20 protein-coding genes are annotated in these 22,392 nt (G+C 67.8%); 11 read left to right on the top strand and 9 right to left on the bottom strand.

Annotation, left to right across the window (positions count from 1 at the left end; genetic code table 11):
* Positions 1–8 precede the first annotated feature (8 nt).
* The 4 genes from treZ to AWC31_RS18715 are packed head-to-tail and all read right to left on the bottom strand — an operon-like array spanning position 9 to position 8,322.
* A complete protein-coding gene (treZ, locus tag AWC31_RS18730) occupies positions 9–1,751 on the bottom strand; it encodes a malto-oligosyltrehalose trehalohydrolase (protein ID WP_067845442.1) in 1,743 nt (580 codons plus the stop codon).
* Positions 1,748–4,012, bottom strand: a complete 2,265-nt coding sequence (treY, locus tag AWC31_RS18725) for a malto-oligosyltrehalose synthase (RefSeq protein WP_085145596.1) — start codon at positions 4,010–4,012, stop codon at positions 1,748–1,750. Before treY ends, treZ begins: the two co-directional genes overlap by 4 nt.
* Before the next feature lie 3 nt (positions 4,013–4,015).
* Complete coding sequence (gene glgX / locus AWC31_RS18720; RefSeq protein ID WP_085145714.1) at positions 4,016–6,166, bottom strand: glycogen debranching protein GlgX; 2,151 nt, start codon at positions 6,164–6,166, stop codon at positions 4,016–4,018.
* The gene (locus tag AWC31_RS18715) at positions 6,163–8,322 is read right to left on the bottom strand and encodes an acetyltransferase SucT (protein ID WP_085145595.1); all 2,160 of its coding nucleotides are present in this window, start codon (positions 8,320–8,322) and stop codon (positions 6,163–6,165) included. The genes glgX and AWC31_RS18715 overlap by 4 nt, the downstream gene beginning before the upstream one ends.
* Positions 8,323–8,413: 91 nt before the next feature.
* Here AWC31_RS18715 and AWC31_RS18710 point away from each other — a divergent pair, with 91 nt between their 5' ends.
* The 5 genes from AWC31_RS18710 (at position 8,414) to AWC31_RS18690 (ending at position 12,902) form a co-directional block, all read left to right on the top strand.
* The gene (locus AWC31_RS18710) at positions 8,414–9,712 is read left to right on the top strand and encodes an adenosylmethionine--8-amino-7-oxononanoate transaminase (protein ID WP_085145594.1); all 1,299 of its coding nucleotides are present in this window, start codon (positions 8,414–8,416) and stop codon (positions 9,710–9,712) included.
* A 70-nt stretch (positions 9,713–9,782) separates the two neighbouring features.
* Positions 9,783–10,949, top strand: coding sequence for an 8-amino-7-oxononanoate synthase (locus AWC31_RS18705; protein ID WP_085145713.1), 1,167 nt, complete (start codon positions 9,783–9,785; stop codon positions 10,947–10,949).
* Positions 10,946–11,623, top strand: a complete 678-nt coding sequence (bioD, locus tag AWC31_RS18700; protein ID WP_085145593.1) for a dethiobiotin synthase — start codon at positions 10,946–10,948, stop codon at positions 11,621–11,623. The genes AWC31_RS18705 and bioD overlap by 4 nt, the downstream gene beginning before the upstream one ends.
* Positions 11,624–12,133 (top strand): 2'-5' RNA ligase family protein, encoded by a 510-nt coding sequence (locus AWC31_RS18695; protein ID WP_085145592.1) that lies wholly within the window; start codon positions 11,624–11,626, stop codon positions 12,131–12,133. It begins immediately after the preceding gene.
* Between the two features lie 13 nt (positions 12,134–12,146).
* Complete coding sequence (locus tag AWC31_RS18690) at positions 12,147–12,902, top strand: maleylpyruvate isomerase family mycothiol-dependent enzyme (RefSeq protein ID WP_085145591.1); 756 nt, start codon at positions 12,147–12,149, stop codon at positions 12,900–12,902.
* 12 nt (positions 12,903–12,914) lie between these two features.
* Here AWC31_RS18690 and AWC31_RS18685 read toward each other — a convergent pair whose 3' ends face one another.
* Entirely contained in the window at positions 12,915–13,520 is a 606-nt protein-coding gene (locus tag AWC31_RS18685; protein WP_085145590.1) for a TetR family transcriptional regulator, read from the bottom strand.
* An 80-nt stretch (positions 13,521–13,600) separates the two neighbouring features.
* Between AWC31_RS18685 and bioB the strand changes: the two genes are divergently transcribed.
* The 3 genes from bioB to AWC31_RS18670 all read left to right on the top strand — a co-directional run bounded on the left by bioB (position 13,601) and on the right by AWC31_RS18670 (position 15,525).
* Positions 13,601–14,608, top strand: a complete 1,008-nt coding sequence (gene bioB, locus AWC31_RS18680) for a biotin synthase BioB (RefSeq protein WP_085145589.1) — start codon at positions 13,601–13,603, stop codon at positions 14,606–14,608.
* 12 nt (positions 14,609–14,620) lie between these two features.
* Positions 14,621–14,857: a biotin synthase auxiliary protein BsaP gene (gene bsaP / locus AWC31_RS18675; protein ID WP_067845884.1), complete on the top strand. Its 237-nt coding sequence runs from the start codon at positions 14,621–14,623 to the stop codon at positions 14,855–14,857.
* A gap of 86 nt (positions 14,858–14,943) precedes the next feature.
* Positions 14,944–15,525, top strand: a complete 582-nt coding sequence (locus AWC31_RS18670) for a DUF2567 domain-containing protein (protein WP_110775163.1) — start codon at positions 14,944–14,946, stop codon at positions 15,523–15,525.
* Here AWC31_RS18670 and AWC31_RS18665 read toward each other — a convergent pair.
* From AWC31_RS18665 to AWC31_RS18650, 4 genes are read right to left on the bottom strand one after another with little or no spacing between them, the layout of a single operon-like run.
* Complete coding sequence (locus tag AWC31_RS18665) at positions 15,506–15,901, bottom strand: VOC family protein (protein WP_085145588.1); 396 nt, start codon at positions 15,899–15,901, stop codon at positions 15,506–15,508. The genes AWC31_RS18670 and AWC31_RS18665 overlap by 20 nt on opposite strands.
* A 49-nt stretch (positions 15,902–15,950) precedes the next feature.
* Positions 15,951–16,769, bottom strand: coding sequence for an AraC family transcriptional regulator (locus tag AWC31_RS18660; RefSeq protein ID WP_085145587.1), 819 nt, complete (start codon positions 16,767–16,769; stop codon positions 15,951–15,953).
* A 32-nt stretch (positions 16,770–16,801) separates the two neighbouring features.
* Positions 16,802–18,133, bottom strand: coding sequence for a lipase family protein (locus AWC31_RS18655; RefSeq protein ID WP_067845465.1), 1,332 nt, complete (start codon positions 18,131–18,133; stop codon positions 16,802–16,804).
* 42 nt (positions 18,134–18,175) lie between these two features.
* Positions 18,176–18,841: an NUDIX hydrolase gene (locus AWC31_RS18650; RefSeq protein ID WP_198538813.1), complete on the bottom strand. Its 666-nt coding sequence runs from the start codon at positions 18,839–18,841 to the stop codon at positions 18,176–18,178.
* A gap of 90 nt (positions 18,842–18,931) precedes the next feature.
* Here AWC31_RS18650 and nadA point away from each other — a divergent pair, with 90 nt between their 5' ends.
* From nadA to nadC, 3 genes are read left to right on the top strand one after another with little or no spacing between them, the layout of a single operon-like run.
* The gene (gene nadA / locus AWC31_RS18645; protein WP_165766000.1) at positions 18,932–19,957 is read left to right on the top strand and encodes a quinolinate synthase NadA; all 1,026 of its coding nucleotides are present in this window, start codon (positions 18,932–18,934) and stop codon (positions 19,955–19,957) included.
* Positions 19,954–21,534: an L-aspartate oxidase gene (locus AWC31_RS18640; protein ID WP_085145585.1), complete on the top strand. Its 1,581-nt coding sequence runs from the start codon at positions 19,954–19,956 to the stop codon at positions 21,532–21,534. Before nadA ends, AWC31_RS18640 begins: the two co-directional genes overlap by 4 nt.
* Positions 21,534–22,391 carry a carboxylating nicotinate-nucleotide diphosphorylase gene (nadC, locus tag AWC31_RS18635; RefSeq protein ID WP_085145712.1) on the top strand — a complete coding sequence of 286 codons (858 nt, stop codon included), beginning with the start codon at positions 21,534–21,536 and terminating at the stop codon, positions 22,389–22,391. Before AWC31_RS18640 ends, nadC begins: the two co-directional genes overlap by 1 nt.
* The last annotated feature ends 1 nt before the right edge of the window (position 22,392 follow it).

The following is a 22,392-nucleotide window of genomic DNA, read 5'->3' as shown; positions in this document are numbered from 1 at the left end:
GGTCCCGCTCAGTCGGTCGACAACGGGTTGACCGTTCGCAGAATCGCGAAACTGTGCCCGCCGAGTACCGTCATCCCCGACTCCGTACCGGGTTCGTCCCACGCCAGCACCACCTCGCCGGTGACCGGTATCTTCACGGCCTCGGCGCCGAGGTTGCACGCGATCGACAGGGCCCCGCGCTGCATGACGATCCAGCGCTGTGCCTCGTCGAACTCGATCCGCATGTGATCGAGCCACGGATCGGCCAGATCGGGCTCGGTCTTGCGAAGGGCGATCAGGCGGCGGTAGATGGCGTGCAACCTGCCGTGCTCGCCCTCGCCGACCTCGTCCCAGTTCAGCTTGGACCGTTGGAATGTCGCCGGATCCTGCGGGTCGGGTATCTCGTCGGCATCCCAGCCGTGTTCGGCGAACTCGGCCTTGCGGCCCTCGGCGGTCGCGCGGGCCAGCTCCGGTTCGGGGTGGGAGCTGAAGAACTGGAACGGCGAGGACGAACCCCACTCCTCGCCCATGAAAAGCATCGCGGTGTAAGGCGATCCGAGTGCCAACGCGGCTTTGACGGCGAGCTGACCGAAGGTCAGTCGCTGGGACGGGCGGTCGCCGACCGCGCGGTTGCCCACCTGGTCGTGGGTGAGGGTGTAGGCAAGCAGCCGGGTGGCCGGGATGGTGGTGGTGTCGAGTGGGCGCCCATGTCTGCGGTGCCGGAACGACGAATACGTCCCGGCGTGGAAGTAGCCGTTCTTGAGCGTGGTCGCCAACGTCTGCAGTGAGCCGAAATCGGCGTAATAACCTTGCCGTTCACCCGATACCGCGGTGTGGATGGCGTGGTGGATGTCGTCGTCCCACTGCGCGGTCAAGCCGTATCCGCCGCGGTCGCGCGGCGTGATCAGGCGGGGATCGTTGAGATCGCTCTCCGCGATCAACGACAGCGGTCTGCCGAGTTGCTCGGCGAGCGTGTCGGTTTCGGCGGACAGTTCTTCGAGGATGTGGATCGCGGTGTTGTCCATCAGGGCATGCACGGCGTCCAATCGCAGCCCGTCGGCGTGGAAGTCGCGCATCCAGCGCAACGCGCACTCGATGATGTAGGTGCGCACCTCGTCGGCGTCGGCATCGGACAGGTTGATCGAGCTTCCCCATGGATTCTCACCGGCGGAGAAGTAGGGGCCGAACCGCGGCAGGTAGTTGCCCGACGGGCCCAGATGGTTGAACACCGCGTCGATGAGGACGCCGAGTCCGCGGGCATGGCACGCGTCGATCAACCTGACCAGTCCGTCGGGGCCGCCGTACGGTTCGTGCACCGCGTACCACAGCACCCCGTCGTACCCCCAGCCGTGTGTTCCGCTGAAGGCGTTGACGGGCATCAACTCGACGAAGTCGACGCCCAGATCCACCAGGTAGTCCAGCTTTTCGATCGCGGAGTCGAACGTGCCCTCAGGCGTGAACGTGCCGGTGTGCAGTTCGTAGATCACCGCACCGGCGATGGACTTACCCGCCCACCCCGCGTCGGTCCAGGCGCCGGGGGCGGGCTGCCACAGTTGTGAGCGTTCATGAACGCCGTCGGGTTGCCGTGGTGAGCGCGGGTCGGGGAGCACCTTCGGATCGTCGTCGAGGACGAATCCGTACCGGGCGTCGTCGGGGCAGGTCACCTCGGCCCGCCACCACCCGTCGTCCGACCGGGTCATCTCGTGCATGGTGCCGTCGACGTCGAGCCGGACGATGCGCGGGTTCGGCGCCCACACGGCGAATTCGGTCATGGTTCGCGCTCCAGCAGTGCGACCGGCAGGTTCGCGAACAGGTCGGCGGCGAGTACCGTTCCCGTCCACCGTTGCCCGCTGAGGCGGTCCAGCCAATCTCCGTCAGGAAGAGTCAAAACCGTGTCGCCCCAGCCGGTTTCGGCCAATCCGACGGTCCACCGGCTGACAGCCACGACGACGTCGGCGCCGCGCTGGTAGGACACCAGATGCGGCGCGGCCGTACCGGCGGCCTGCAGCGGCGTGTACCCGGCGGAGCGGAAGATGTCGGGCCGTTCGCGGCGGAGCCGCAGCGCGGCGCTGGTCACCCGGATCTTGGGATCGGTGAACTCCTGCAGTGCGATACGGCGGGCGGCGTAGTCGACCGGACGACGATTGTCCGGGTCGACAAGACTGTCCTCGGCCAGTTCGGTGCCCTGGTAGACATCCGGGATACCGGGAGCGGTCAGTTGGATGAGCTTCTGCGCCAGGCTGTCACTGCGCGCGTGCTCGTCGAGTTGCGCGACGAGTTCGGTCAACCCGGCGGCGACCGGTCCGTCGAGCACCGAGTCCAGCCAGCGGTGAACCTCATCCTCGAATGCCGAATCGGGGTCGTGCCATGACGTTTTGGTGGCAGCCTCGCGCATCGCCTTCTCGGCGTAGGATTGCAGCCTGTCACGCAGCTCGGTGGTGACCTTGCCATCGGTCGGCCACACCCCGAACATGTTCTGCCACAAGAACAACGCGGTCGCGGCATCCGGCGGGGGAGCGAGCGCGGTCCACTGGTCGATCAACTCCGACCACAGCGTCGGGACTTGGGACAGCACGCCGATGCGGGCGCGGACGTCCTCACCGCGCTTGGTGTCGTGAGTGGTCAGCGTCGTCATCGCGGTCGGCCACATGGCCGCGCGGGTGGCGGCCCGCTGGTGGAACTCGGCGGCGGTGACGCCGAATCGTTCGGGCTCACCGCCAACCTCGTTGAGCGACACCAACCGGACATCCCGGTAGAACAGGCAATCTTCGATCGCTTTCGCGGTCGCTGCGCCGCACAATTGGTTGAACCGTGCCGACGCTTCGGCGCTCGTCGACAGTTCGACCGCGATCGCGGTCAGTGACTCGGCGAGTTCCGGTGCCGCCGAGCCGGTTTCCGCGAGTGCGACCGGAAGGACGGCCGACAGTGCCGGATAGTCGGACCGGTACACGCCGATCCGGCCGACGAGCGTGGCGATGGCCTGCGCGAGCGCAGGGTCGTCGTCGGCGGTCTTACCCGAGATGAGCCGGCACAGCCGATTCAGTTCGCTGCGCAGGGTGTTGGTGACCGCAGTCGTCTTGAGCTGCTGTTCGGACCCGGGATCGAGGTCGGCGCAGAGCTCCGTCAGCGCAGGTGCTCCGCTGGGATCGACGAGCAGGCCACCGATTTCACGGAGGGCGTCGTATCCCGTGGTGCCCGCGATCGGCAGTGCGGGATCCAGGGCTTCGTCGGTCGCCAGGATTTTCTCGGCGACGATCCACGCGGACGGGCCGACCAGATCACGCAACCACGTGAGATATCCGGCCGGATCGGTCAAACCGTCGGGATGGTCGATGCGCAGGCCGTCGACCAGTCCTTCGTCGAACCAGCGTTTGACCTCGACGTGGGTCGCGTCGAACACGGCCCGGTCTTCCTGGCGGAGCGCTGCCAGTGAGGTGATCGAGAAGAACCGGCGATATCCGCACACGCCGTGTCGCCATCCGATCAACCGGTAGTGCTGGCGGTCATGCACCTGTTCCCCGGTGCCCGAACCCGTTCCCGGGGCGATCGGCAAGGTCAGGTCGCCCAACCGCAGGACGTCGCCGTCCACGGCGAGATCGGCGACATCGTCGTCGGAACCCAGGATGGGCAACACGATTCGGCCGTTGTCGAGGTTCCAGTCGATATCAAAGTAGGAGCAGTAGGCCGACGCCCGACCATGGGTGAGCAGGTCCCACCACCAGCGGTTCTGCTGCGCATCGGCGACGCCGACGTGGTTGGGCACGATGTCGACGATCAGGCCGATGTTCCTCTTGTGCGCGGCCTCGGAGAGTCGGCGCAGTCCGTCCGGCCCGCCGAGGGCGGCCGAGACCGTCGTGGGGTCCGTGACGTCATAGCCGTGGGTGGAACCGTCGGCGGCGGTCAGGATGGGCGACAGGTACACATGCGATACGCCGAGCTCGTCGAGATAGTCGAGCAGATTCACGGCGTCGTCGAATGTGCAACAGTCCCCACGCATCTGCAGGCGATACGTGGAGAGCACCGGGCGCGTCATCGGTCAGGCCGTCTTACGCAGCACGAGAAGTGACCGGGCCTGCAATGAGATCTTGTCCCCGGCCGCCACGACCAGATCCGAATCACCGGTCGGGTCTGCGGTGTCGAGATCGGCGGTCCACTCCGCGGCATAGTCGCCGTTCGGCGTGATGAAGTCCTGTGCGTGATCATTGGCGTTGAAACACAACAGGAACGAGTCGTCGACCACGCGTTCGCCGCGGGCGTTCGGCGCTTCGATGGCGTCGCCGTTGAGGAACACCGCGACGCAGGTGCCCAGGCCCGTACCCCAGTCCTCGGGCGTCATCTCGGTGCCGGACGGCGTCAACCATGCGATGTCGCGCACCTGGTCTCCGCTGCGGATCGGCTTGCCCTCGAAGAACCGGCGGCGCCGGAACACCGGGTGTCGCTTGCGGAATTCGACCACCTTGCGGGTGAACGCCAGATGGTCGGCGTTGGTCTCACAGAGCGACCAGTCCATCCACGAGATCTCCGAGTCCTGGCAGTACACGTTGTTGTTGCCCAGCTGGGTTCGGCCGATCTCGTCGCCGTGCGCGAGCATCGGCGTGCCCTGCGACAGCATCAGCGTGCCGATGATGTTGCGCATCTGCTTGCCGCGCAGCGCGAGGATGTCGGGGTCGTCGGTCGGCCCCTCCACACCGCAGTTCCAGGAGCGGTTGTGGCTTTCGCCGTCTCGGTTGTCCTCGCCGTTGGCCTCGTTGTGCTTCTCGTTGTACGACACCAGATCGTTGAGCGTGAAGCCGTCGTGACAGGTGACGAAGTTGATGCTCGCACTCGGGCGCCGGCCCGTCGCCTCGTAGAGGTCCGACGATCCCGTCAGCCGGGATGCGAATTCGCCCAGGGTTGCGGGTTCCCCCCGCCAGTAATCGCGCACAGTGTCGCGATATTTCCCGTTCCACTCGGTCCACAAACCTGGGAAGTTGCCGACCTGGTAGCCGCCCTCGCCGACATCCCACGGTTCGGCGATCAATTTCACCTGGCTGACCACCGGATCCTGCTGCACCAGATCGAAGAATGCCGACAGCCGGTCGACGTCGTAGAACTCGCGCGCCAGGGTCGAGGCGAGGTCGAACCGGAAACCGTCGACGTGCATCTCGAGCACCCAGTACCGCAGCGAGTCCATGATGAGTTGCAGGGTGTGCGGGTGGCGCGCGTTGAGGCTGTTGCCGGTGCCCGTGAAGTCCTTGTAGAACTCCGGCTGGCCGTCGAGCAGCCGGTAGTAGGCGGCGTTGTCGATACCACGGAAGTTGATCGTCGGGCCGAGGTGATTGCCTTCGGCGGTGTGGTTGTAGACGACGTCGAGGATGACCTCGATACCCGCGTCGTGGAACGCTTTGACCATGGTCTTGAACTCGGCGACCGCGCCGCCGGCGTGCCGGTTGGCCGCGTACTGGAAGTGCGGTGCGAAGAACCCAACGGTGTTGTAGCCCCAGTAGTTTCGCAGCCCGAGGTCCAGCAGCCGGTGATCGTGCATGAACTGGTGTACGGGCATCAGTTCGATCGCGGTGACGTTGAGCGATTTGAGGTGGTCGATGATCACCGGGTGAGACAGGCCCGCATAGGTGCCGCGCAGTTCCTCGGGGATCCCCGGGTGCGTCTGGGTCATCCCCTTGACGTGCGCCTCGTAGATGACGGTGTCGTGGTAGGGCGTCTTCGGGGCGCGATCGGAACCCCACTGGAAGAACGGGTTGATGACCACGCTCGTCATGGTGTGACCGAGTGAATCGACCCCGGGCGGGGTTCCGGTTCCGGCCGGTTCGGCACTCAAGTCGTAGGAGAACAGCGCCTGACAGAAGTCGAAATCACCGTGGAACGACTTGCCGTACGGGTCGAGCAGTAGCTTGCTCGGATCGCAGCGGTGGCCGGCGCCCGGATCCCACGGGCCGTACACGCGAAAGCCGTAGCGCTGTCCCGGCGTGACCGTCGGCAGATAGGCGTGCCAGACATACCCGTCGACCTCGTCGAGGTTGATGCGCTCCTCGGAGCCGTCCTTGGCGATCAGACACAACTCGACGCGCTCGGCGACCTCGGAGAACAGCGAGAAGTTGGTACCCGCCCCGTCATAGGTGGCGCCGAGCGGATATGCCTCGCCCGGCCACACCGTCGACATGGGCTCGGGTAGGGAAGCCGACGTCATGGCTGCGCCCACCAACCGGTGGCTGCTGCCATCTGGCGACCCAGTTCATTGGTCATGGTGCGCATATAGGTCGTCGAGAGATGGTGAGAATCGTGGTATAGCAACACATTTCCCTCCACCACACGGCAATAGTCCTTACGGCACACCGCATCGCTCATGTCGAGCGGCTTCAGCAGCGGGAACCGCCCGACGAAATCCAGTGTGGGGTTGTGGTCGGAGAGTACCTTGGACCGCTCGATGCCGCAGGAGATGGCGTCGCCGCCGTTGGCCAGGCAGTCCGCCGGGAAATACGGCTCGCCGTTGCGCACGAGCCACGGGGTGTCCCTCATCGCGAGAATCGGAATGTTGTTCTGCGACAACGTCTCCCAGATCCCCACGTATGTGCCGGGCATCACATCGCCCGGCTTGATGTTCCACGGTCGCGTCGAGGTGGTGAACACGAAGTCCGGGTGGTCGGCGATGAGTTTCGCCATCACGCGCTGATTCCATTCACGGCACTTGGGGTAGGGCCGGTTGTCGCCCATCACGAGCGGGTTTTCCTCGGTGGTCAGCGGGCAACCCATCTTGAGGTAGGTGACCACCTTGAAGTTGTGCAACCGGCCGAGCAGGTCGAGCGCGGTGATCCAGTGTTCGGCATGCGAGCCGCCGGCAAGGGCGATGGTGCGGGCCGCATTCTTGTCGCCGTAGGTGCAGTTGATGACACCGATGTTGTTGAAATCGCTGATGCAGCCGTCGTTCGTGGAGGCCGGCAGGTCGTTCTTGGCCTCGAGCACAGTCGGTCGCATCGGCAACTTCGGCACGCGCACGTTGTTGAGCAACGCGCGGGCGCCCGGATAGTCGCGCGCGGACAGGCCCGACAGCTCCTTGCCGTTCGCGCGCTGCACGGTGACGTGTTCGCGCCAGGTGAAGGACGTGGCGGTGAGTGCCACACCGAGCAGCGCGACGATCGAGCCGAGCACGATCGTCGGGCGGAGCAGGCGCGCCCGCAGCGGGATCGCGGGCGCGGGCGCCTTCGCGGTCTGTGCGCGCAGTGGCTCTTCGATATAGCGGGTGGTGAGCCACGCCAGCACGCCCGACACGACCAGCACGATCGTGCCTTCGAGGAAATTGGCGTGCGTATGGCCCGAATACGACAACCAGAAGATCAGCAGCGGCCAGTGCCACAGGTAGAGCGAGTAGGCCATCGCGCCGAGGGACACGAACGGTTTCGTCGCCAGCATTCGGTTGGGAGCGGGCAGCCGGTCGGTGTCCGAGCGGTTCGCGGCTGACAGGATGAACAGCACCGTGGCGCCCACCGGAACGAGCGTCCACGGGCCGGGAAACTCTTTGACGCCGTCGATGAACGCGCCGCACGACACGATCGCGGCGAGCGACACGACGGCGATCACCGTCCGCAGCCACATCGGCCACCGCACGAAACCGACGACGGCGCCGGCGAGCGCACCGAGCAGCAGTTCCCAGGCGCGCGCGAAGCTGTTGTAGTACGCCGTCGCCTGATCGGTGTTGTGCGCGATGATCGCGTACACGAACGACGCGATCGTCAGCGCGGTCAGCACGACGATGAATGCCGTCCGAAGGTGCCGCCCGAACAGCCGGCGGCACAGGAAGGCGAACCCGAAGATCAGCGCGAGGAACGCGATGTAGAACTGTCCCTGGACCGACATCGACCAGATGTGCTGGAGCGGACTGACTGCCTCACCGGCGCGAAGGTAGTCAGCAGCGGTGTTCGCCAGCTCCCAATTCTGGTAGTAGCCGAGGCTTGCCAGGCTTTGGTCAGCAAACGCTTCCCAGCGAGTTTCCGGCTGGATGAGAATCGTCAGAACCGCCGATGCCGCGAGCACGACCACCAATGCGGGCAGCAGTCGCCGCACGAGCCTGACGACCTCCGACATCGGCCAGAGCGAAGCCCCCGGCGTCAGTGCGGTCCGCAGGATCTTGCCGCCGAAAAAGAACCCCGACAACGCCAGGAAAACATCGACACCACCGGAAACCCGGCCGAACCAAACGTGAAACACCGCGACGAGCGCGATGGCGATACCGCGAAGACCGTCGAGATCGTGTCGGTAGAAACCCGACTTCCGGGTGCCCATGGACGCGGGGGTGGCGCGCGATGTTTCGCTGACAGGCGCCGGCCGGGCGGGGGCAAGGGTCATCATGATCGAGGTCAATTTACCTAAGAACAGCCTGCCGCTCATATTTCGGATGCCTGCACCACACTGTGTGAGCAAAGGGATAGGCTCCCGGTCTGTGGCCGACCTGACCCCGGCGCAGATCAGTGCCATCGACAGCGCACATATCTGGCACCCCTACAGCACCATCGGCGCGGAGGCGTTGCCGCCGGTGGTGGCGGTCGGGGCGAAGGGCGCCTGGCTGACGGTGATCGATCCCGACGACGGCCGGCCGATCGACGTGCTCGACGCGATGGCGTCGTGGTGGACTGCCGTACACGGGCACGGTCACCCGGTTCTCGACGGTGCGATCAACCGTCAGATGGCCACCATGAACCACGTCATGTTCGGTGGCCTGACCCACGAACCGGCGGCGCGGTTGGCCCAGCTGTTGGTCGAGCTCACGCCCGCCGGCCTGGAGACCGTGTTCTTCAGTGACTCGGGATCGGTTTCCGTCGAGGTTGCGGTCAAGATGGCGCTGCAGTACTGGCGCAGTCTGGGGAGCGGCGGCAAGCACCGCCTGATGACGTGGCGCGGCGGCTATCACGGCGACACGTTCACGCCGATGAGTGTGTGCGATCCCGACGGCGGCATGCACTCGTTGTGGACCGACGTCTTGGTCGCTCAGGAGTTCGCAGCGCCGGTGCCCGCCGAGTACGACCCGGCCTACATCGCGGCGTTCGAGCGGCAACTCGCCGAACACGCCGACGAACTCGCCGCGGTGATCGTCGAACCCGTCGTTCAGGGCGCCGGCGGGATGCGGTTTCACGATCCGCGCTACCTGTCGGATCTGCGGGCGATCTGCGATCGCCACGACGTCCTGCTGATCTTCGACGAGATCGCCACGGGTTTCGGCCGCACCGGTGAGCTTTTCGCTGCCGAGCACGCCGGGGTCAGCCCGGACATCATGTGTGTCGGTAAGGCGCTGACCGGTGGCTACATCACGTTGGCGGCCACATTGTGCACGGGGCGGATCGCGCAGACCATCAGCTCGGGGCAGCCGGGGGCCCTCATGCACGGCCCGACGTTCATGGCCAACGCGCTGGCCTGCGCGGTGGGAGTGGCCGCGGTCGAGCTTCTGATCCACAGCGACTGGCGTACCCAGGTTCGTGCCATCGAAGCGGGGCTGCGCGACGGTCTGGAACCGGCGCGGGAGTTGGCCGGTGTCGCCGATGTCCGGGTGCTGGGGGCGATCGGCGTCATCGAGATGGCCGAACCCGTCGACATGCGCGTCGCGACCACGGCGGCGTTGCGGCACGGCGTCTGGCTGCGGCCGTTCCGCAACCTCGTCTACGCGATGCCGCCCTACATCTGCACGCCGGCCGAGGTCGAACAGATCACCGCCGCGATGGTCGGCGTCGCCCGTGCATTAACCTGAACGGTGTTCAATGGTCGGCCCGCGGACTGTTTCGCGCGGGTTGTCCGCACTCGGCACTGAGGAGCACCAGGTGACACGCACAGGTCTTTCACCGCTCGCCTGGCTGGCTGACGTCGAACAACAGCGCCGCGAGGCGGGGCTGCGACGTGAGCTTCGGACGCGTCCGCCGGTCGGCGCGGAGCTGGACCTGGCGTCCAACGACTACCTGGGGTTGTCCCAGCATCCCGATGTGCTCGACGGCGGCGTCGAGGCGTTGCGGGTCTGGGGTGCGGGTGCAGGCGGTTCTCGACTCGTCACGGGCAACACCGAGTTGCACGAGGGTTTCGAGACCGCGTTGGCGTCCTTCGTCGGGGCCGAGTCGGCGCTCGTCTTCTCATCGGGCTACACCGCGAACCTCGGTGCCTTGGTCGCGCTGTCCGGTCCCGGGTCGCTCGTGGTCTCCGACGCGCTCAGCCATGCTTCGCTCGTCGACGCCTGCCGGCTGTCGCGCGCCCGGGTGACGGTGTCGGCGCACCGCGATGTCGCCGCCGTCGAGGCGGCGCTCAGCGCACGCACCGAGGAACGCGCCGTGGTGGTGACGGAATCGGTGTTCAGTGCCGACGGGGTCCTCGCGCCGCTGCGTGAGCTGCACACGGTGTGCCGGCGCCATGGGGCCCTGCTGCTCGTCGACGAGGCACACGGTCTCGGTGTGCGCGGTCCCGGTGGGCAGGGCCTGCTCCACGAGGTCGGTCTGGCCGGAGCGCCCGACGTCGTGATGACGACGACGCTGTCCAAGGCGCTCGGTAGTCAGGGTGGGGTCGTGCTCGGTCCGGAGGCCGTGCGCGCGCACCTCATCGACGCGGCGCGACCATTCATCTTCGACACCGGGCTCGCGCCCGCCGCGGTCGGCGCGGCCTGGGCGGCACTGCGCGTGCTCATCGCCGAGCCGCAGCGGGCCCGGGCCGTGCTGACCCATGCCGCCGAACTGGCCCGGATCTCGGATGTGGCGGCGCAGCCCGACTCGGCGGTGGTATCGGTGATCCTGGGGGAGCCCGAGGTCGCGGTCGCGGCAGCCGCGGCGTGTCTGGAACGCGGTGTCAGGGTCGGCTGTTTCCGTCCGCCGACCGTTCCCGCGGGCACCTCCCGGCTGCGATTGACGGCGCGGGCTTCGCTGTCGCGCGAGGAGATGGATCTCGCGGGGCGTGTGCTGACCGAAGTGCTTGCCACCGCGCGGGTGACCGACGAGGAACCGATGTGACCGTCCTGGCGATAACCGGCACCGACACGGGTGTCGGTAAGACCGTGACGACCGCGGCGCTGGCTTGTGCAGCCCGACTCGCCGGTCTCGATGTCGCCGTGGGAAAGCCTGTGCAGACCGGGACGGTCGACGGCGACGACGACCTCGGCGAGGTGCGCAGGCTGTCCGGGGTGACCGAATTGCACGGCGGCTGGCGCTATCCCGAACCGCTGGCTCCGGTGGCCGCCGCCGAGCGGGCCGGGCTGCCGCTGCCGACGCGTGCCGATCTGGTCGCGGGGGTGCGCGCGGTGGACGCTCCCGGGCGTCTGACGCTGGTGGAGGGCGCCGGGGGGCTTCTGGTGGAGCTGGGCGCCGACGGTGTCACGCTGCGCGATCTCGCCGCCGATCTCTCCGCGCCGGTCCTCGTGGTCGTCTCCCCGGGGCTGGGCACCCTCAACCACACCGCATTGACTTTGGAATCCCTTGCCGGGCAGAACATTCCGTGTGCCGGACTGGTGATCGGCGCATGGCCGGCCGACCCCGGCGTCGCCGAGCTCGGCAACCGCGAGGCGCTCGGCGAGCTGGCCCCGGTGCGTGCGGTGTTGCCCGCGGGGGCCGCAGGCCTGAGCCCCGAGGAATTCCCCGCGATGAGTGCAGCGGCTTTCGACCGCTCGTGGATCGAAAGCCTCACGTAGATGGTGCACTCGGTCGAGCTCGTCTTCGACGCGGACACCGAGGCCGCCGTGCGGCACATCTGGGACGTGCTGCGCGATGCCGGTATCCCGAGTCAGGCGCCGGCCGGCCGGCCGCACGCGACGTTGACCGTCGCCCAGCACATCGACGCCGCCGCCGACGCGGTGCTGCGGCCGCTGACCGATCGTTTTCCCATACCGTGCCAGTTGGGCGCCACGCTGATCTTCGGGCGGTCCGCAGGTGTGTTGGCCCGGCTGCTCGTGCCGTCGCCTGCCCTGCTCGACGTCCAGGCCGAGGTCTACCGGGCATGCCTACCGCTCGTGTCGCCCGCCGCGCTGCCGCACACCGAGCCGGGGCAGTGGACGCCGCACGTCACGCTGGCCCGGCGGGTCGCGCCCGCCAAGCTCGCCACGGCGCTGCGCATCGCGGGTGGTCCGGCCGAGATCGTCGGAACCGTCGTGGGGTTGCGGCACTGGGACGGTGACAAGAAGGCAGAGCACCCGATCGGCTGACATCCTGGTTGGCATGGACCGGATTGGCATCATCCGCACCGAGGCGCAGCGCCTGGCCGACGTGCTGTCCGAAACGGACCCCGACGTGCGCTGCCCGACGTGCCCGGATTGGAACGCGGCCGACCTGCTGTGGCACCTCACCGAGGTGCACTATTTCTGGGCCGGGATACTGGCCCGCAACGTCTGCAGCGAAGCCGATCTCGCATCCGTCGAGCAATCCAAACCCGCGCGGCCCGCGACGGTCGCCGATCTCTTGGTATTGCGGGAGAAGGCCACCGCAGCGCTGCTGAGGCAGCTCGAGGAACTCGGCGACGACGCCGTGCGCTGGTCGTGGTGGGAGCCCGATCAAACCGTCGGGTTCACCAGGCGCATGCAGACCTACGAGGCGACGATGCACCGGGTGGACGCGGAATTGGCCGCGGGCCTGCCGATCAGCGCGATCACGGCCGAGGTGGCGGCGGGCGCGGTGGACCACGCGGTCGACGTCATGTGGGGCTGGCAGCCCGCCGACACGACGCATGAGCCGCAGGCCGTGGTCGAATTCCTCGGCTCCGATACCGGCCAGAGATGGCTCGTCGAGGTCGGCCGAGCCGGCGACTGGCCGCGCGCGGTGCGGGCTCGCGACACCGCAACCCCCACCGCGACGGCCCGCGGCCCGGTTGCCGATCTGGCGCTGTGGACGTGGGGACGCGGTGGGTCGGTCGAACTGTCCGGGGCAACGGAATCGTTGACAGCGCTGAGCGCGGTGGTGTCCAACGGCGTGCAGTGACGCGCCGCCAGGTCAGTCGAAGCTGCGCTCGATCACGTCGGCTTCGGTGCCGCCGTGCACGCCGAGACCGTCGACGAGCAGCCGCAACCCGAACGCGAACTGCCGGTTGGCGTCACGGACGAACACGGATTGCTCGTCGGTGAGCGCGCCTGCGGCGTCCCACTGCAGCCGGGACTGTTCGTCGACGGTGAACCCCAGCACGTAGTAGATCACCGTGCGAGCGGCCAGTTCGGCGTCGTCCACGGCCACACCGGCCTCGTGCGCGGCGTCGGTCAGCTGCGCGACGATGCCGGCAGCTGTTGCCGATTGGCCGGCCGCGAAGCTGGACGACACCAATTCCGCGCCGTCGGTGTGGGAGAGCAACGCGTCGCGCAGCGTCGTGCAGATCGCCTGAACCCGATCACGCCAGCCCAGTCCGGCGGCGTCGACCCGCGCGGGTTGCAGGATATGGTCGGCCACCGCGCCGAGCAGTTCCTGTTTGTTGGCGAAGTGCCAGTACAACGCCCCGGGACTGACGCCGAGCTCACGCGCCAGGCGCCGCATCGTCAGATCGCCGATGCCGTAGTTGTCCAGGATGGCCGTCGCCGCGGCGACCACGTCGGGTTTGTGGAGTTGCACACCATTACCCTAACCTGAACGGTGTTCAAGGTCGGCACCGCCGACGTGTTCAAGGTCGACGAACCGCAGGAGGAAAGCCGGTGACGCAGGCAACCGTAGATGTCTTGGGTGTGGCCCGCGAGCAGGTACTGGAGCGCGGCGTAGGCCTCGACCAGGACCAGACGCTGCAGGTGCTGCAACTTTCCGACGATCGGCTCGACGAGCTGCTGTCGCTCGCGCACGAGGTCAGGATGAAGTGGTGCGGCCCCGACGTCGAGGTCGAGGGCATCATCAGCCTCAAGACCGGCGGCTGTCCCGAGGACTGCCACTTCTGTTCGCAGTCCGGGCTTTTCGCCTCGCCCGTGCGCAGCGCGTGGCTCGACATCCCGAGCCTGGTCGAGGCCGCCAAGCAGACCGCCAAGACGGGTGCCACGGAGTTCTGCATCGTGGCCGCGGTTCGCGGGCCCGACGAGCGGCTGCTGTCTCAGGTCGCCGCAGGCATCGAAGCCATCCGCAACGAGGTCGACATCCAGATCGCGTGTTCGCTCGGCATGCTCACCGAAGATCAGGTGCAGCGACTGTCGGACATGGGCGTGCACCGCTACAACCACAACCTGGAGACGGCCCGTTCGTTCTTCACCAATGTGGTGACCACGCACACCTGGGAGGAGCGCTGGGACACCCTGCGCATGGTCCGGGAAGCCGGTATGGAGGTCTGCTGCGGCGGCATCCTCGGCATGGGCGAGACGCTCGAGCAGCGGGCCGAGTTCGCCGCCAACCTCGCCGAGCTGGATCCGCACGAGGTCCCGCTGAACTTCCTCAACCCGCGCCCCGGCACGCCATTCGGCGATCTCGAGGTGCTGCCGGCCTCGGAGGCACTCAAGGCCGTGGCCGCGTTCCGGCTGGCGTTGCCCCGGACCATGCTGCGCTTCGCGGGCGGGCGTGAGATCACCCTCGGCGACCTCGGCGCCAAGCAAGGCATCCTCGGCGGCATCAACGCCGTCATCGTCGGGAACTACCTCACGACGCTCGGCCGTCCGGCCGAAGCTGACCTGGAGCTCCTCGACGATCTGCAGATGCCGATCAAGGCTCTCAACGCCAGCCTGTAGAACAGGGTGGTGATGATCGACGAATCTCCGGCGTTGCCCGCGCCCGTCGGCGCAGGCGTTTACAACGTCTACACCGGTGGCCCGGCGGGCAGCGCGCTGCCCACCACGGCCCAGCTCGGGCTGGAACCGCCGCGGTTCTGCGCCGAATGCGGCCGCCGGATGATCGTTCAGGTGCGGCCGGACGGTTGGTGGGCCAAGTGCTCCCGGCACGGTCAGGTGGATTCGACCGAACTCGAGACACAGCGGTGAGCGTCTCCAACGAGACCCAGAACGCGGCGGTCACCGAACCCGCCGAGGTCACCGACGGCCCGCGTGTCTCGCGCCTTCGCGCGGTCATGATCGTCATCGCGGCCCTGGCGGTGGCCGGCGCGCTGCTCGGTGTGTTGTGGGCGTGGCTTGCGCCCGCGATTCACGGTGTGGTGGCGTTGACTCGCAGTGGCGAGCGGCTACGGGCCTACCTCGGCAGTGAATCCGATCATTTCTTCACCGCGGCGTTCATGTTCTCGGGCTTGCTCGTGGTGCTCGCCGTCGTGTCGGCAGTTGCGTTGTGGCAGTGGCGGGTTCACCGCGGGCCGGTGCTGGTCGGTGCGCTGGCCGCCGGCTGCGCCGCCGCGGCCGCAACGGCCGCCGGCGTCGGGGCTGTACTCGTGCATTGGCGTTACGGCACCGTCGACGTCGCCGCCGCGCCCGTGACACCCGAACATCGCGTGCATTACGTCGTCGAGGCGCCGCCGGTGTTCTTCGGGCACACGCCGTTGCAGATCGCCGCGACCATCCTGTTCCCGGCGGCCATCGCGGCGCTCGTCTACGCGCTGCTGGCGGTGTCGACCCCGCGCGACGATCTGGGCGCGTGGCCGCCCGTCGAGACGCCGCCCTTCCCGGTGCTTCCGCCGCCGGTCACTCCGCAGGCGTCCTGACCGGCGCGGGCTCGAACAGCTCGATCGGGTTTCCGTCCGGATCGCTCAACTGGATCTGCCTGCCACCCGGGCCGACTTCGAGGTCGTTGCGGAATTCGATTCCGCGCCCGTGCAATTCGCCGATCGCCGAATCGAGGTCTTCGACTTCGAGCACGATCCGATTGAATCCGCCAGGAGTCTGAGTCTGACCGTCGGTCAGCGGACGGGCCCCCGAACTCCCCGGCCCACTCAGCCACAGCGTGAGTGAGCCGCTGGCGATCGCCGCGAATGCCGGTGCGGGCTGCCGCAGCAGTTCGAAACCCAGATGCTGGGTGTAGAAGCCGACTGCCCGGTCGACATCGGCGACCAGGTAGCGGACTGCTCCGGTGCTGAACATGCCTGCAGTATCGAACCGATCGCCGGCCGGTGTATTGAACGAAATTGACCTATTGGCGCAGTGCGAGGTGATCGTCCTTGCTCATGAGATTTCGCCCGCGAAAGTGCTGCACAGGGGTGAGGCCGGAGAAGCGGCGGAACTCGCGAATCATGTGGGATTGGTCTGCGTAACCGTGCGCGAGCGCGAACCCCGGCCAGTGCGGCAGCGATTGCGCGGACATCACGTGGTGGTGTGCGTGCCGGAACCGTCGCACCCGCGCGAAGCGCTTCGGGGGTACGCCCACCTGTTGCGTGAACAGCTGGACCAGCCGCCGGTGACTGAACCCCACCTCGCGCGCGAGCGCTGCGATCGGGGGATGAGGCGTGCCGTAGCCGAGTGCATCGACCGTGAACGCCACTTCAGGGGTCAATGTGGTCCGGTTCGCTCGGAGCGTGAGCAACGCCGACTCCAGAATCGCGAAGCGCTCGGCGTCCGATCCTGCCTCGCAGAGTTCGGCGCGAATGGTGTCTGCTGCGCCGTTCCACAACGCATGAAGGTCGACATGGCTGTCGAGCAGGTCGGGTGGCGAAAACCCGAGGACCGTGCGCGCGCCGCCGGGCTTGAAATGCACACCGACCATCGCGGTGTGCCTGCGCGCGTCGATGTCGAACGGGGTGGTATACGGGCCGGCCAGCACGGTGCCCGAAAAGCGTTGGCAACCTTGGTTGTTCGTGATTGCTATGGTGTCCGCGCCGAGGTTGACGACGAGTTCTGTGGTGCCGGTCGGCAGGATTCGCTCGGCCGAATGCCGGGGCCCGTCCGCAATGCACCACAGGTGGTCGACGCTGTCGCGCAGGGCCACCGCCGGAATATGTCGGGTGTAGCGCATCTACCCGCCATTGTGCCAGCGGCCCGCGGAGATCAGAGCGGGCGGCGCCCGATCGCGCGACCGGTGGCCACCTTGAGCGCGATCCGTCCGAGCCGGGCCATCCCGACATATGTCATCGGGTTGAGCAGTGTGGGCCACTTGGTGCGCACGAGGTGCTCGCTGAGCGGACGGTCGGCGAACCGGTCGGTCAGCCACCGCAGGGCCATCGGTGCCGACATCGGGTGCAGCAGCAGGTGCTCGCTGAACAGGTCGCGGTGATACGTCACGTCCGCACCCCCGGCCAGATACGCGTCGGCCAGTTCGTCGATGTCGTCGACCGAGATCAGCTCGTCGTGAACCGCCTGGATGATCAGCACGGGCGGATTCGGGGTGGCGACGCCGAGTTTGATGTCGTCGAACACCTCGGTGACCTCGGCACTGTCGAGGATCTGCTCGAGCGGTAGGTCGACGAGATCATCCATGTCGGTGCGCGCCAACCGCACCACGGCCTCGACGGTGCTCATGTCGTGGAGCCGCCGCAGCAGCTTGCGCCCCTCGGTGGTGGCGTGTTCGGCGATGACGCGGTTGAGGCCCGGGTAGGTGTCGGCGAGCGCGGCCACCACGAGTGCGGGCAGCCCGGAGAACACCGTGCCGTTGAGACGGCGGAACGTGTGTCCGAGATCGCCGACGGGCGAGCCGAGGACGGCCCCGACGATGTTCAGCTCCGGTGCGTACGAGCCGCTCATCTCCGCCGCCCACGCGCTCGCCAGGCCGCCGCCGGAGTAACCCCACAGTCCGATGGGCGACGCGTCGGTCAACGACAGCTGTTCGCAGTTCAGCGCCGCGCGCAGGCCGTCGAGCACGTGGTAGCCGGGTTCGTACGGCGTGCCCCACATGCCGTCGAGACCCTCGTGGTCGGGCACCGAGACAGCCCAGCCTTCGGCGAGCGCCGCGGTGATGAGCAGGAACTCGAGCTGGGCCAGTGAACCGGCTGCCTTGGCGTGCCTGCGCAGGGCATACGACGGGAAGCACCGATTCGAGATCGCGTCGATCGCGCATTGGTAGGACACGATCGGGCAGTCGGGCTTGGCGTCGGGCGGCACGATCACCGTCGTGACGGCCGCTTCCGGAGCGCCATGGCGGTCGGTGGACCGGTAGAGCAGCTGGGTGGCATGAAAACGCTGCGGGATCAGGCCGAGAAACGCCACCTCGACGTCGCGGCTGCGGAGCACGGTGCCGGGCTCGGCGTGATGGAAGCCCGCGGGCGGCAGGTAGAACACGTCGTCGCTGGGCAATTGGGGCCGGGCGGTGCGATCGAGCTCTTCGTGCGGTGCGCAGCCGATCCACTCGGCTCCGGTCGCGTTGGCGGCACTGCCCAAATCCATCCCGGCATTGTTACTTAAGAAGGGTCTAAGAATCCAGTCGACTCACCCGGGCGGACGAAGAGCGGCGAACTCGTCGGTGACGCGGTAGCGCGATTCGGTGAACCCGTAGAGGGCCGCGGGACGCCCGCCGCTGCGCCCGGAGCGCGCGGTGGTGCCGGTGCGGGTGATGACGTTGCGCCGCTCGAGCACCCGCTGCAGGTTGGTCGCGTCCACCTGGTAGCCGAGTGCCGCGCTGTAGATGTCGCGCAGGGTGGATATCGCGAATTCCTTTGGCGCCAAAGCGAAGCCGATGTTCGTGTACGACAGTTTGGCGGCCAGCCGGGTGCGTGCGTGTTCGACCATGGGCGCATGGTCGAAGGCCATCGGCGGAAGGTCGTTGACGTTGTGCCAGCGGGTGTCCGACGGTAGGGCCGGGGTGGCGGGGGAGGGTACGAGCCCAAGGAACGTCGATGCGATCGTGCGGACGCCGGGGATGCGGGCCGGGTCGGAGAACACCGCGAGTTGCTCGAGGTGGGCCAACTCACGGAGGTCGACTTTCTCGGCCAGCTGGCGCCGCACCGAGCTCGTCAGATCCTCGTCGTCGCCGAGCCGTCCGCCGGGCAACGACCACTTTCCGCGCTCCGGTTCGAGTGCCCGTTGCCATAACAGCACGTTAAGCGTGGGTTGCCGGGAGCTGAGGTCGCGAACCTGGAACACGACGGCGAGCACTTCGTGCGCGGTGTTACCATATGGCATGTTTTCGATTATAAGTCGAAAACCTGACTTCATGAGGAGGCCGCGGTGACGGTGCTCAACGGAATGCTCACGACGGACCTCGCGGACCGGATTGTGGATGGCCCCGGCGGCTATTCGGGTGTCGCGGGCGACGAGCAGTGGGCGGCCGAGATTCGCCGGCTGGTGGAGATGCGCGGCGCCACGCTGCTCGCACACAACTACCAGCTGCCCGCGATCCAGGATGTCGCCGATCACGTGGGCGACTCGCTGGCCCTGTCGCGGATCGCCGCCGAGGCACCCGAAGACACCATCGTGTTCTGCGGCGTGCACTTCATGGCGGAGACGGCCAAGATCCTCAGCCCCGACAAGACGGTGCTGATCCCGGATCAGCGCGCGGGCTGCTCGCTGGCCGATTCGATCACCGCCGACGAACTCGCGGCATGGAAGGACGAGCATCCCGGCGCCGTCGTCGTCTCCTACGTCAACACAACCGCTGCCGTGAAGGCGCTCACCGACATCTGCTGCACGTCCTCGAACGCGGTCGAGGTGGTCGCGTCGATCCCCGAGGACCGCGAGGTGCTGTTCTGCCCCGACCAATTCCTCGGGGCGCACGTCCGGCGCGTCACCGGCCGCAAGAACCTGCACGTATGGGCCGGGGAGTGCCACGTGCACGCCGGGATCAACGGCGACGAACTGGCGGCCCAGGCTCGCTCGCACCCCGATGCCGAGCTGTTCGTGCACCCCGAATGCGGCTGCGCGACGTCGGCCCTCTACCTGGCCGGTGAAGGTGCCGTGCCCGAGGAGCGCGTCAAGATCCTGTCCACCGGCGGAATGCTCGACGCCGCTCGCGAGACGCACGCCCGGCAGGTGCTCGTCGCGACCGAGGTCGGGATGCTGCACCAATTGCGCCGGGCCGCACCGGAAGTCGACTTCCTCGCGGTCAACGACCGGGCCTCGTGCACGTACATGAAGATGATCACGCCTGCCGCGTTGCTGCGCTGCCTCATCGAGGGCGCCGACGAGGTGCACGTCGACCCCGAAACCGCCCGGCTGGGCCGTGCCAGCGTGCAGCGCATGATCGCGATCGGGCAGCCCGGCGGCGGAGAATGAACTCCCAGCGATTCGCGTGCGGCACGTCGACGCTGTGGCAGCAGCGGGCCGATGTCGTCGTGATCGGCACCGGTGTCGCGGGGCTCGTCGCGGCGCTGGCCGCGCACCGGCGGGGGCGGCGCGTCGTCGTCCTGAGCAAGGCGCGCGAAACCGCGACCTTCTATGCCCAGGGCGGCATCGCCGTCGTCCTGCCCGGCAACGATGATTCGGTCGACGCGCACGTCGCCGACACCCTCGCTGCCGGTGGCGGACTCTGTGATCCGGATGCGGTGCGGTCCATCGTCGCCGACGGCCATGCCGCCGTCGCCGATCTTGTCGCCGACGGGGCCCGGTTCGACGAAACCGCCCCGGGCCGTTGGGCTTTGACACGCGAGGGCGGGCACACCCGGCGCCGGATCATCCACGCGGGCGGTGACGCGACCGGAGCCGAGGTGCAGCGTGCCCTCGACCTGGCCGCGGCAACGCTCGACATCCGGCGAAACCACGTCGCGATGCAGATCTTGCACGACGACACCGCGGTGACCGGTGTGCTGGTGCGCAACGAGGACGGCCCGGGCATCGTGCACGCCCCGTCGGTCATCCTGGCCAGCGGCGGCCTCGGCCACCTCTACGCGGCCACCACCAACCCCGCCGGTTCGACCGGCGACGGTATCGCGCTGGCACTGTGGGCGGGCGTCGCGGTCAGCGACATCGAGTTCATCCAGTTCCATCCCACGATGTTGTTCGATGCCGACGCCGGTGGCCGACGGCCGCTGATCACCGAGGCGCTGCGCGGTGAGGGCGCGATACTGGTCGACTCTCAAGGGAACTCGGTGACCGAAGGGGTGCACCCCATGGGTGATCTGGCGCCCCGCGACGTCGTTGCCGCCGCGATCGACGCCCGCCTCACCGAAACCGGCGATCCGTGCGTCTACCTCGACGCGCGGCGCGTCGGCGAGTTCGTGCGCCGGTTTCCCACGGTCGCCGCGGCGTGTGCGGCCGCGGGTGTGGACCCGACCCGCGAGCCGATCCCGGTGGTGCCGGGCGCGCATTACAGTTGCGGTGGCGTGGTCACCGATGTCCACGGCCGGACCGAGCTGCCCGGGTTGTTCGCCGCGGGTGAGGTGGGTCGGACGGGCATGCACGGGGCCAATCGGCTGGCCTCGAACAGCCTGCTCGAAGGCCTCGTGGTGGGCCGACGCGCAGGCAGGGCTGCGGCCGACCATGCTGTGCACGCCGGCTCCGTGCGGGCCCGGGCCCCGCAGGACCACCGTCGCGACATCGCCGACCGAACGACCTTGCAACGCGCGATGTCCAAGCATGCCTCGGTGGTCCGCGACGCCGCCGGGCTGAGCCTGCTGAGCGCGACCCTCGACGTCGCGCGGTCGGCAGAACCGCTCAGCCGCAGCAGTTTTGAAGACGCCGCACTCACCACGACGGCACGCGCGGTGGTCGGCGCCGCGTTGGCCCGCACCGAGAGCCGCGGTTGTCACCACCGCGCCGACTTCCCCGGCGCCGATTCGACCCAGGAGCATTCGTTGACGGTTCGCACCGACGGCGGCCAGATCGCCGTCGAGATCCCATCGGGGGTGTGCTGATGGCACTTTCGGAATCTGAGTTCGTCGAAGCCAAGGCGGTGGTCGCCCGGGCACTCGAGGAAGACCTGCGGTACGGCCCGGATGTGACGACGCTGGCCACGGTCGCATCGGACGCGGTGACCACGGCATCGGTCGTGAACCGCGAGCCGGGCGTGATCGCCGGCGTCGACATCGCTCTGCTGGTCCTCGACGAGGTGATCGGGGCCGACGCGTACCGGGTCCTACACCGGGTCGACGACGGCGCGCGGCTGGACGCCAAGTCGCCGATCCTCACCGTCGAGGCACCCACTCGCGAACTCCTGACCGCCGAACGCACGATGCTCAACCTGGTGTCTCACCTGTCCGGTGTCGCGACCGCGACCGCGGCCTGGGTCGACGCGGTGGCCGGCACGAACGCCAAGATCCGCGACACCCGTAAGACGCTTCCCGGCTTGCGAGCGCTGCAGAAGTACGCGGTGCGGGTCGGCGGCGGTGTCAACCACCGGATGGGCCTCGGTGACGCCGCCCTGATCAAGGACAACCACGTCGCCGCGGCGGGGTCGGTGCTGGCGGCGCTCAAGGCCGTCCGCGCCGAAGCGCCCGATCTGCCGTGCGAGGTCGAGGTGGACTCCCTCGAGCAGCTCGACGACGTGCTCTCGGCGGACGTCGAGTTGGTACTGCTCGACAACTTCCCGGTGTGGCAGACCCAGATCGCCGTGCAACGCCGGGATTCGCGGTCACCCAGGACGTTGCTTGAGTCCTCGGGCGGGCTGACCCTGGCCAGTGCTGCGGAGTACGCCGGCACCGGTGTCGATTACCTCGCGATCGGCGCGCTCACCCACTCGGTGCGGGTGCTCGACATCGGGCTCGACATCTGAC

The organism is Mycolicibacterium wolinskyi (assembly GCF_002101965.1).
Lineage (GTDB): Bacteria > Actinomycetota > Actinomycetes > Mycobacteriales > Mycobacteriaceae > Mycobacterium > Mycobacterium wolinskyi.
Note: the sequence above shows the minus strand (reverse complement) of the source record. Positions and strands in the feature narration are given on the sequence as shown.

Excerpts from the sequence above, each read along its gene's own strand:
- AWC31_RS18690 (WP_085145591.1), top strand. The coding sequence starts at position 12,147 with ATGGACCGGATTGGCATCATCCGCACCGAGGCGCAGCGCCTGGCCGAC.
- glgX (WP_085145714.1), bottom strand. The coding sequence starts at position 6,166 with ATGACGTCGGCTTCCCTACCCGAGCCCATGTCGACGGTGTGGCCGGGC.
- nadC (WP_085145712.1), top strand. The coding sequence starts at position 21,534 with ATGGCACTTTCGGAATCTGAGTTCGTCGAAGCCAAGGCGGTGGTCGCC.
- treZ (WP_067845442.1), bottom strand. The coding sequence starts at position 1,751 with ATGACCGAATTCGCCGTGTGGGCGCCGAACCCGCGCATCGTCCGGCTC.
- AWC31_RS18715 (WP_085145595.1), bottom strand. The coding sequence starts at position 8,322 with ATGATGACCCTTGCCCCCGCCCGGCCGGCGCCTGTCAGCGAAACATCG.
- AWC31_RS18640 (WP_085145585.1), top strand. The coding sequence starts at position 19,954 with ATGAACTCCCAGCGATTCGCGTGCGGCACGTCGACGCTGTGGCAGCAG.
- nadA (WP_165766000.1), top strand. The coding sequence starts at position 18,932 with ATGCTCACGACGGACCTCGCGGACCGGATTGTGGATGGCCCCGGCGGC.
- AWC31_RS18655 (WP_067845465.1), bottom strand. The coding sequence starts at position 18,133 with ATGGATTTGGGCAGTGCCGCCAACGCGACCGGAGCCGAGTGGATCGGC.
- treY (WP_085145596.1), bottom strand. The coding sequence starts at position 4,012 with ATGACGCGCCCGGTGCTCTCCACGTATCGCCTGCAGATGCGTGGGGAC.
- AWC31_RS18665 (WP_085145588.1), bottom strand. The coding sequence starts at position 15,901 with ATGTTCAGCACCGGAGCAGTCCGCTACCTGGTCGCCGATGTCGACCGG.
- AWC31_RS18695 (WP_085145592.1), top strand. The coding sequence starts at position 11,624 with ATGGTGCACTCGGTCGAGCTCGTCTTCGACGCGGACACCGAGGCCGCC.
- AWC31_RS18660 (WP_085145587.1), bottom strand. The coding sequence starts at position 16,769 with ATGCGCTACACCCGACATATTCCGGCGGTGGCCCTGCGCGACAGCGTC.
- AWC31_RS18670 (WP_110775163.1), top strand. The coding sequence starts at position 14,944 with ATGATCGTCATCGCGGCCCTGGCGGTGGCCGGCGCGCTGCTCGGTGTG.
- bsaP (WP_067845884.1), top strand. The coding sequence starts at position 14,621 with ATGATCGACGAATCTCCGGCGTTGCCCGCGCCCGTCGGCGCAGGCGTT.